8 protein-coding genes are annotated in these 9,863 nt (G+C 68.8%); 1 reads left to right on the forward strand and 7 read right to left on the reverse strand.

What is annotated here, in order from left to right; genetic code table 11:
* Window positions 1–302 precede the first annotated feature (302 nt).
* The 7 genes from guaA to B2284_RS11030 form a co-directional block, all read right to left on the reverse strand.
* Window positions 303–1,880 carry a glutamine-hydrolyzing GMP synthase gene (gene guaA / locus B2284_RS11000; RefSeq protein ID WP_006944852.1) on the reverse strand — a complete coding sequence of 526 codons (1,578 nt, stop codon included), beginning with the start codon at window positions 1,878–1,880 and terminating at the stop codon, window positions 303–305.
* 66 nt (window positions 1,881–1,946) lie between these two features.
* Complete coding sequence (locus tag B2284_RS11005) at window positions 1,947–2,315, reverse strand: DUF3817 domain-containing protein (protein ID WP_006944851.1); 369 nt, start codon at window positions 2,313–2,315, stop codon at window positions 1,947–1,949.
* Window positions 2,312–3,238 (reverse strand): SURF1 family protein, encoded by a 927-nt coding sequence (locus tag B2284_RS11010; protein WP_006944845.1) that lies wholly within the window; start codon window positions 3,236–3,238, stop codon window positions 2,312–2,314. Before B2284_RS11010 ends, B2284_RS11005 begins: the two co-directional genes overlap by 4 nt.
* A gap of 63 nt (window positions 3,239–3,301) precedes the next feature.
* A complete protein-coding gene (locus tag B2284_RS11015; RefSeq protein WP_074046150.1) occupies window positions 3,302–5,068 on the reverse strand; it encodes a GMC oxidoreductase in 1,767 nt (588 codons plus the stop codon).
* Window positions 5,065–6,645, reverse strand: a complete 1,581-nt coding sequence (locus B2284_RS11020) for a succinic semialdehyde dehydrogenase (RefSeq protein WP_074046151.1) — start codon at window positions 6,643–6,645, stop codon at window positions 5,065–5,067. The genes B2284_RS11015 and B2284_RS11020 overlap by 4 nt, the downstream gene beginning before the upstream one ends.
* A 157-nt stretch (window positions 6,646–6,802) precedes the next feature.
* Window positions 6,803–7,924 carry a GuaB3 family IMP dehydrogenase-related protein gene (locus B2284_RS11025; RefSeq protein ID WP_062257903.1) on the reverse strand — a complete coding sequence of 374 codons (1,122 nt, stop codon included), beginning with the start codon at window positions 7,922–7,924 and terminating at the stop codon, window positions 6,803–6,805.
* Window positions 7,925–7,933: 9 nt separating this feature from the next.
* Entirely contained in the window at window positions 7,934–8,923 is a 990-nt protein-coding gene (locus tag B2284_RS11030; protein ID WP_286697518.1) for a bile acid:sodium symporter family protein, read from the reverse strand.
* Between the two features lie 72 nt (window positions 8,924–8,995).
* On the opposite strand from B2284_RS11030, the gene B2284_RS11035 reads away from it, so the two are divergent.
* On the forward strand, window positions 8,996–9,568 hold the full coding sequence (locus tag B2284_RS11035; RefSeq protein ID WP_131941489.1) for a hypothetical protein: 573 nt from the start codon (window positions 8,996–8,998) through the stop codon (window positions 9,566–9,568).
* The last annotated feature ends 295 nt before the right edge of the window (window positions 9,569–9,863 follow it).

Below are 9,863 nucleotides of genomic sequence, written 5' to 3' on the forward strand. Positions count from 1 at the left end.
GTGAACACCCACAGCACCAGAAGGAACCCGGTGAGCGACACGAGCGCCATGGTCGTCACCGAGCAGACGAGACGACGCACGGACTCCGGGATGTCGCCGGCCGGCTCGGCGTCGTCGCCAGCGCGTGTCGCGCCCACGAGGTCATCGGCGCTCATCGCGCACCACCGCCGGGGCGTGCCGACCCGCCGGGCCGATCGTCGTGACCGCGTCGAGGACCACCGGGATGCGACGACGGCGCAGCCGTGCGGGCTGCGCCGTCGTCGTGCGTGAGCTCAGGAGGCATCAGGCCGTCACCTTCGAACTCACTCCCACTCGATGGTGCCCGGCGGCTTGCTCGTCACGTCGAGCACGACGCGGTTGACGTCGGCGACCTCGTTCGTGATGCGGTTCGAGATCTTGGCGAGCACGTCGTAGGGCAGGCGCGTCCAGTCGGCCGTCATCGCGTCCTCGCTCGATACGGGGCGCAGGACGATGGGGTGACCGTACGTACGGCCGTCGCCCTGCACGCCGACGGAGCGCACGTCGGCGAGCAACACGACGGGGCACTGCCAGATGTCGCGGTCGAGACCGGCGGCCGTCAGTTCTTCGCGGGCGATGAGGTCGGCAGCGCGCAGGATCTCGAGGCGCTCGGCCGTCACCTCGCCGATGATGCGGATGCCGAGGCCGGGGCCCGGGAACGGCTGGCGCCACACGATCGCCTCGGGCACACCGAGCTCGAGACCGACCTGACGCACCTCGTCCTTGAACAGCGAACGCAGCGGCTCGACGAGCGTGAACTGCAGGTCGTCGGGCAGGCCGCCGACGTTGTGGTGGCTCTTGATGTTGGCCGCGCCCGTGCCGCCGCCGGATTCGACGACATCGGGGTACAGCGTGCCCTGGACGAGGAACTCGACGGGGTGCTCGCTGCTCGACTCAGCGCCGACGATGTCGCGCGCGGCCTGTTCGAAGACGCGGATGAACTCGCGACCGATGATCTTGCGCTTCGTCTCCGGGTCGCTCTGACCCGCGAGCGCGTCGAGGAACTGCTGCGACGCATCGACGACGACGAGGTCGACGCCGGTGGCGGCGACGAAGTCCTCCTTGACCTGCTCGGCCTCACCGGCGCGCAGCAGGCCGTGGTCGACGAAGACGCACGTCAGTCGGTCGCCGATCGCCTTCTGCACCATCGCCGCGGCGACCGAGGAGTCGACACCACCGGAGAGGCCACAGATCGCGCGGCCCTCACCGATCTGCTCCCGCACCTGCTCGACGAGCTCCTCGGCCATGTTGGCGGCCGTCCACGTCGCCTCGAGGCCGGCGCCCTTGAGCAGGAAGTTACGAAGCACCTCCTGGCCATGGGCGGAGTGCAACACCTCGGGGTGCCACTGGACGCCGAACAGCTTGCGCGCCGGATCCTCGAACGCCGCGACGGGCGCGCCGGGTGTGCGGGCACACACCGTCATGCCCGCGGGAGCCTCGGTCACGCCGTCACCGTGCGACATCCACACGTTCTGCTCGGCGGGCTGCCCCGCGAACAGGACGGACTCGGTGTGCGTGATCGTCGCCGTCGTGTTGCCGTACTCACGACCACCCGTGTGGCCGACGGTGCCGCCCAGAGCGTCAGCCATCGCCTGGAAGCCGTAGCAGATGCCGAACACGGGCACGCCGGCCTCGAGCAGCGCGACGTCGAGCGACGGCGCCCCCTCGGCGTACACCGACGACGGCCCGCCCGACAGCACGATGGCCGCGGGCTCCTTGGCCAGCATCTCGGCGGCACTCATCGTGTGCGGCACGACCTCGGAGTAGAGGGCGCACTCACGCACGCGTCGCGCGATCAGCTGCGCGTACTGCGCGCCGAAGTCGACGACGAGAACGGGATGATCCTGCAGATTTTCGGTCACGTCACTCATCCTATCGGCCGGGGCGACAACCCCGGAATCACGCGGTTATCGGACGCTGCCAGCCGCTCAGCGGGTGGGGAGTGCCTCGAGATCGCGCTCGACCTCACCGCTGATGCGGCGTTCCACCCAGAAGGACAGGAACGGGACGCAGCCGGCCAGGATGACGAGCACCATCTTGCCGATCCCCCAGCGCATGGCGAAACCCAGATTCGCCGTCGCGGCGACATAGACGAGGAAGAGCAGACCATGCGGTTGCGGCCACCAGTCGAGGGCGTGGTTGTCGAAACCGTAGTGCAGCACCATCTCGAGCACGAGAACGAGCAGGCCGATACCGACGATGAACGCGGCGACCTTGAAGAACTTGAGGGCAGAGCGAGCCTTGAGTGCGTCGATGCGCACCACGGGGCGGCCGGGGGTGGGAGCAGGCTTGGTCACGGCGTTTCCTTTCGTGTCGCCGGGCGCATCGCGCCCTGTTCGGCGAGGGTTTCGGGAGCCGACGACGCCCGGGCGGCACCGTCGTCGGGCTGGTCGAGATCGTCAGCGGCGTCGCCCTCGCTGCGTGCGGCGCGCACGTCGGGCGCATCTGTTGCCTGCGGCCCGTCGGAGATCGCGGCTTCGGCGGCCGCCCGGTCGTCGAGGTATTCCTCATGCAGGATTCGCAGCCACATGAAGACGGCGAAGATCGCGAAGATCCACCACTGCCACGCATAGGCCGCGTTGCGCAGATCGACCTTCGTGGCCTTCGGCACCGGCGGCGGAATGTGCTGCACGACAGCGGTTCCCGACTGCGGCGCCGCGGCCGGCGCCTGCTTCGTCGAGAAGACGAAGCCGTTGTAGACCTTGCCGCCCCACTCGTTGAGCAGCCGGCCCATGTCGATCGTGCCGATCTGACCCTCGGGAAGTTCACCGAGCGTCGAGACCGATTCACCGGGCGCGAGCGCGCCCTCGATCGTGACCGTGCCTGACGTCGGCGCGGGCAGCTTCGTCGTCTGCGTGACGAACCCGCGCACCACCGGGATGCGCGCGCCCGTCGTGTCGACGACGAGCGGTGTCATGAGCCAGTAGCCGTTCTTGCCGTCGAGTACGCGGCCGGCGACCAGTTCGGTCTTCGCGGCGTCATAGTGGCCGGTCGCACGAATCGGCTGCAAGGAGCGCCCGTTGTCGAACGTCGTCTGCGGTTTCAGGACGTCGTCGAGTGGTTCCACAGCGCGCCCGTTGCTCTCCTCGAGGACCTGCTGGTTGGCCCTGTTGTGGGCCGTCTGCCACTGCCAGTTGCCCAACCAGACGAAGGCTGCCGTCAGAACGAGCATGACGACGAACAACCGCAGGAGGCGGGGTTTCATCGCGGTTCGCAGCACCGACTCAGCCTACGGGGTCGAACTGAACGTTGCCTCAGACGGGTCGCTCTGCATTGTGGAGCGTCATGGCGTCACCTCGACGGCGCCCCTTTCACCACCGGCAAGCCCACCGATGCGCGGCATCCCGACGTCGACGACCTGCCCGGGCACACGACCCGGCGCCACGTCGAGCCTGACGTACTCCTCACCCGGCGCCGGGCGCTCGTCCCGCTCCCCCTTGGCCGGCCACGCACTCATCGCACGTTCGGCCTGGGCGGTGATCGTCAGCGAAGGATTGACGCCAAGGTTCGCGGAGACAGCCGAACCGTCGACGATCGACAGAGTCGGGTAGCCGTGGACGCGGTGATACGCGTCGATGACGCCCGTGCCCGGCCCGTCGCTGATCGGTGCGCCGCCGAGGAAGTGCGCCGTCATCGGCACCTCGAACAGCTCGTTCCATGTGCCGCCCGGCACCGCGGTGCCCTTGACGGCCTTCTGCAGCTCGCTCGCCATCGCGTGAATCGCCTTGTGCCCGCCAGCAATCCACGACGGATTGGGTTCGCCGTGGCCCTGCGCGGACGTCAGCTTCCATCCGCGGCGCGTGCGCTGCGGTGAGACGTCGATGGAGTTGTCGAGCGTCTGCATGACGAGGGCGATGACGGTGCGCTCACTCCATCTTCGCGGCACGACGGTCTTGAGCAGCGTGCCCGGGCGCTTGATGAACTCTCGCGCGAAGGCACGCGTGCGGCTCGGCACGTCGCCGGGGATGAGCAGGGTGGAGAAGAAGCCCATCGCGTTCGAGCCCTTGCCGTAACGGCAGTTCTCGACGTGCGTCGTGGCGTCGACGTGAAAGCTGGAGGTGATGGCGACGCCCTTCGTCAGGTCCGCGCCGCGCGGTACGTCGACGAGGGCCGCGCCACCGAGTTCTTCGGAGTTGGTACGCGTCAGCTTGCCCAGCCGCGGCGACAGGTGCCGCAGGCGTCCTTCGGCCCGCAGCGTGTGCAGCAACGACTGCGTCCCCCACGTCCCGGCGGCGAGGACGACGTGGCGGGCCGTCATCGTCCGGCGATCCCGACGCAGCCACGCGCCGGTGCGCTCACTCGTCACGCGCCAGCCGCCTTCGCCGTGCTCACCGATCGGTTCGAGATCGACGACGGTGCGCATCGCCTCGATGCGTGCGCCGGCCCGTTCGGCGAGGGGTAGGTAGTTCTTGAGCAGCGTGTTCTTCGCGCCGACGCGGCAGCCGACCATGCAGTTGCCGCACTCGGTGCAGCCGGTGCGCGCCGGGCCCTCGCCCCCGAAGTAGGGGTCGTCGACGCGCTCGCCGGCGCGTCCGAAGTACACGCCGACCGGCGTCTTGCGGAACGTGTTCTCGACGCCGAGGCTGCGGGCCGCGTCGCGCATGACGTTCTCGACGACGCCCTCGCACGGGTTGGCGTCGACGACGCCGAGCATCTTCTTCGCCACGGTGTAGTGCGGCGCGAGTTCTTCCTGCCAATCGGTGATGTGCGCCCACTGCGGGTCGTCGAAGAACGTCTTCGGCGGCACGTAGAGCGTGTTCGCGTAGTTGAGGCTGCCGCCGCCCACGCCCGCGCCGGCGAGGATGACGGCGTGCGGCAGCCTGTGGATGCGCTGTACGCCGAAGCACTTGAGCTTGGGCGCCCAGACGTAGTTGCGCACGTCCCAGCTCGTCTTGGCGAACTCGTCGTCACGCCGCCGCCGGCCGGCTTCGAGCACGACGACGTCATAGCCCTTCTCAGCCAACCGCAGCGCCGCGACCGAGCCGCCGAAGCCGGAGCCGATGACGGCGACGTCGACGTCCATCGCCTGATCGCGCGAGGTGGTGTTCATGACAGGCCCGCCTTCTTCATGACGCGCAGACCCGTGCTCAGGGCGCGAGCGAACTGTCGCTGCGACACGCCCTTCGGCACGCCGAAGCCCTGCAACCGCTGCACGCTGACGTTCTGGATGTCGGTGTACTTCGTGATGCCCTCCGCGCCGTGACGCCGCCCGAGACCGGAGGCCTTCATGCCGCCCATCGGCGCGCCATTGCTCGCGTAAGCGGCCGCGTAGCCCTCGTTGACGTTGACGGTTCCGGTGCGGATGCGGGCGGCAATGGCGCGCCCGCGCGCGACGTCCTTCGTCCAGACGGAGGCGTTGAGGCCGAAGTCGGTGTCATTGGCGAGGGCGACGGCCTCGTCATCGCTGCTCACGCGGTACACGCTGACGACGGGCCCGAATGTCTCCTCGTCGCGGCACAACATGCCGTCCGCGACGCCGTCGAGGACGGTCGGTTCGTAGCAGTACGGGCCGATGTCGGGGCGCGCCTTGCCTCCGGCCAGCACCGTCGCGCCCTTCGCGACGGCGTCGTCGACGTGCTGTGTGACGCGTTCGAGCTGGTCGGCCGAGATGAGGCTGCCCATGTCGTAGCCCCAGTCGAGCGCCACGCCGATCTTCATCGCTGCGACGCGTTCGAGGAAGCGTCGCAGGAACTCGTCGGCGATCTTCTCGTGCACGACGAGACGCTCGATCGAGATGCACAGCTGGCCCGCGCTCGCGAAGACGGCGCGCTGCGCGCACTCGGCGGCGCGCGTCAGGTCGGCGTCATCGGCGATATACATGGCGTTCTTGCCACCGAGTTCGAGTGACGCGCTCTTGAGCCGCTCCCCCGCGTCGCGCGCGACGATGCGGCCCGTCTTCGTCGAACCGGTGAACATCACCGAGTCCGCGTGCTCGAGCACCGCCCCGCCGACGTTCGGCCCGTCGCCGAGGACGACCTGGAGCAGCCCCTCGGGCAGGCCCGCCTCGTCACACAGTTCGACGGCGCGCAGGCACGTGAAGCTCGACTTCTCGTCCGGGCGCAGGACGACGGCGTTGCCCGCCGCGAGCGCCGGCAGCGCGTCCGTGATCGACATCGACAGCGGGTAGTTCCACGGCGCGACGATGCCGACGACGCCCTTAGGCAGATAGTGCGTGCGCGCCTGCGTCAGCACCGGAAGCGCGCCGAGGGCCTTGCGCTCGGCGAGATAGCTCGGCGCCTTCTTGGCGTAGTGACGGCACACGCCCGCGGTGTCGAGCACCTCCTCGAACGCCTGGATGCGCGCCTTGCCCGACTCGATCTGGATGAGGTCGAGCAACTCGTCCTGGCGATCGAGCACGAGGTCGTGCAGCCTCGTGAGGAACTCGACGCGTTCGCGGACGTCGCGCTGTGCCCATTCCTGCTGCGCTGCGCGCGCCCGTTCGTAGGCGGTGACGACGTCGTCGGGCGTCGACGTGGGCAGCGCGCCGATCGTCTCCCCCGTCAGCGGCGTCATGCGTTCCTGCGCCGGGCCGCTCGCGACGACGCGGGCGCTCATGCGTCGGACGGTCGCCTCGTCGAGAGCAAGCGGACGCTGCGGGCGCGGCTGGGTGTGCAGTGAAGGCGTCATCCCCCCACTGTAGATGTGACCTCCGACACCGTGGTTACTTTCGCGTACACCGTGCACATGGCGGGCGCCGTCGTGCGCTCTGCCGACGCGATGCGTCCCTCGACGCAGCACGCCCCCGCTCTTCGAAAGAGCGAGGGCGTGCTGAGTGGGGTGCGGGTCAGCTGCGCTGGTAGGGCGCGACGACGAGTTCTACGCGCTGGAACTCCTTGAGGTCGGAGTAACCGGTCGTCGCCATCGCGCGCTTGAGGGCGCCCATGATGTTGGTCGTGCCGTCAGCGCTCTGGCCGGGGCCGTCGAGGATCTGCTCGAGAGAACCGACGGTGCCGACCTCGACGCGCTCACCGCGCGGCAGCTGGCTGTGGTGCGCTTCGGGGCCCCAGTGGAACCCGCGGCCCGGCGCCTCCTCGGCACGCGCGAGGGCTGCGCCGAGCATGACGGCGTCAGCGCCGCACGCGACGGCCTTGACGATGTCGCCGGATGTGCCGACGCCGCCGTCCGCGATGACGTGGACGTAACGTCCGCCCGACTCGTCGAGGTAGTCGCGGCGCGCCGCAGCGACGTCGGAGATCGCCGTCGCCATGGGCGCGTGGATGCCGAGCGTGCGGCGCGTCGTGTGCGCGGCGCCGCCGCCGAAGCCGACGAGGACGCCGGCCGCGCCGGTGCGCATGAGGTGCAGCGCAGCGGTGTAGGTGCCCGCGCCGCCGACGATGACGGGGACGTCGAGCTCGTAGATGAAGCGCTTGAGGTTGAGCGGTTCGGACGCGCCGGAGACGTGCTCGGCCGAGACGGTCGTGCCGCGGATGACGAACAGGTCGACGCCCGCCGCGACGACGGTGCGCCAGTGCTCCTGCGTGCGCTGCGGTGTCAGGGCGCCGGCGACGGTGACGCCCGCGTCACGGATCTCCTTGAGGCGTGCGGTGATGAGTTCGGGCTTGATGGGCTCGGCGTAGATCTCGCGCATGCGGGCGGTGGCCTCGTCAGGGCTGCACGTCGCGATCTGCGCGAGCTGCTTCTCGGGCTCCTCGTAGCGCGTCCACAGGCCCTCGAGGTCGAGCACCGGCAGGCCGCCGAGCTTGCCGAACGCGATGGCCGTCGCGGGCGACATGAGCGAGTCCATCGGCGCAGCCATGACGGGCAGCTCGAAGTGGTAGGCGTCGATCTGCCACGACGTCGACACCTCCCGCGGGTCGCGCGTGCGGCGCGACGGGACGATCGCGATGTCGTCGAGTGAATACGCGCGGCGACCGCGCTTGCCCTTGCCGATCTCGATCTCAGTCACGCGTCGATCCTATTCCCTCACGCCGTCTTCCGGCGCCCGCCCGAGGGCGGGTTTGTCGGGCCACTGGCGCGCGACCTGCGCGCAGACGATGAGTTGCAGCTGGTGGAACATCATGAGGGGCAGCACGAGCAGTCCGACGCCGGAGGGGAACAGCACCGTCGCCATCGGCAAGCCGGACGCCATCGACTTCTTCGATCCGCAGAACACGATGGCGACCTGGTCGGCGCGCGAGAAGCCGAGGCGGCGCGCCGTCACGTACGAGCCGACCATGACGACGGCGAGTAGCACAGCGCAGATGAGAAGCAGCGCCACGACCTGCCACACGGTGACGTGACTCCACATGTGTTCGCGCATGCCCGCGCTGAATGCGGAGTAGGCGACGAGCATGATGCCGCCGCGGTCGAGGTACGTCAGGCCCTGCTTGTGTTCGGCGAGGAAGCCGCCGAGGCGCTTGTGGCAGAACTGGCCGAGGATGAACGGCAGCAGCAGTTGGACGATGAGTTTCTCCGCCGAGTCGAAGCTGAACGCGGCCTGCCCGCCCATGACACCGATGACGAGCAAAGGTGTGAGCACGACGCCGAGCATGTTGGAGAACGAGGCGGCGCAGATCGACGCGGCGACGTTGCCGCGCGCGAGTGAGGTGAACGTGACGGACGACTGCACGGTCGACGGCAGCAGCGTCAGGTACAGCAGTCCGAGGCTGAGGGTGTGGGGCAGGAACGTGTCAGCGATGGGCCGGATGACGAGGCCCAGCAGTGGGAACGCGACGAACGTGAACGCGAGGACGAGCAGGTGGAGGCGCCAGTGGCGGAAGCCCTCTTTCGTCTCCTCGGTCGAGAGGCGCGCGCCGTAGAGGAAGAACAGCAGCCCGATGGCGATGTTCGTCGCCCATTCGACGGGCGCGACGGCACCGCCGCGTGCCGGCAGCAGGCACGCCAGGGCGACCATTCCGAGCAGGGCGAGGACGTATCCGTCGAGGTACTTGGTGATGAAGCGCACGGGTCATGAGTATCACCGGTCCTCGATGATGAAAACCTGCAGTGTCTTCCTCGGCGTGGCTACGCTCTTCGCATGGATGCCGCGAAGAAGCTCGACAAGGCCCGTATCGATCGCAGCCTCGTGGACGTCCATCGCAACCCTCGCTCTTCTGAAACCGTTTGGGGCTACGTGAGCGCCGTCGGCAAGAAGTGGGCTCTCATCGCGAACGCGCGCGACGGCGGGTACCCCGACGGGTTCACCGCTATTCGTCTGAAGGACGTGATCGCGGTGCGCAGACGCGCAGGCTTCGAGGACGCGTTCGCCAAGACGCGGACCGACTGGCCTGAGTCGCCGCTCCATCTCGATCTGGACTCGACGAGGGGTCTCCTGGAATCGGCGCCGACGCGGGGTCGGCTCATCGCGATCGAACGCGAGCGGAAGCTCGAGGACGCCATGTGGGTGGGCGTCCCGGTTCTGATCGACAAGCGTTGGACGTGGATGCACGAGGTCGATGCCGATGCCGCTTGGCGCGAGGAGCCTCTGGCCTACCGCACGACCAGCATCACCCGCGTCACCTGGGGCGACTCATACCTCTGTGCGCTCGAGGCAGTTCTGCCCGCGCGTCCTGATGTGGGCGTCGTCGCGACGAAGAGGCTTCGTGACTGATCCGAGGTGCTTCACCGGTGACTCCATCCAACGCGCACCAGCGAGGCCAGCTGAACTGATCGTTGCCCGGAATGGCGTCATCCATGAGGCGTTTTCGGGCGACGTCCGTGGCCACCCGTACCAGCCGCTCCCTCCCACGACCGCACCACGACCGACACGGACGTCAGCGAGGCCCCGAACTCCGCAAGCGGTGGCCGAACCCTCCCACGACCGCAGCACCCGACGACGCAGACGCACGAAGGCGACCCCGTCGCGAGCTTGCGAGTGACCGGGGTCGCCTTCGTGGCGCATGACG

The sequence above is a fragment of the Dermacoccus sp. UBA1591 genome (assembly GCF_002322065.1).
GTDB lineage: Bacteria > Actinomycetota > Actinomycetes > Actinomycetales > Dermatophilaceae > Dermacoccus > Dermacoccus nishinomiyaensis.

Coding starts and splice junctions, on each gene's coding strand:
- B2284_RS11020 (WP_074046151.1), bottom strand. CDS start 6,645: ATGACGCCTTCACTGCACACCCAGCCGCGCCCGCAGCGTCCGCTTGCT.
- B2284_RS11015 (WP_074046150.1), bottom strand. CDS start 5,068: ATGAACACCACCTCGCGCGATCAGGCGATGGACGTCGACGTCGCCGTC.
- B2284_RS11035 (WP_131941489.1), top strand. CDS start 8,996: ATGGATGCCGCGAAGAAGCTCGACAAGGCCCGTATCGATCGCAGCCTC.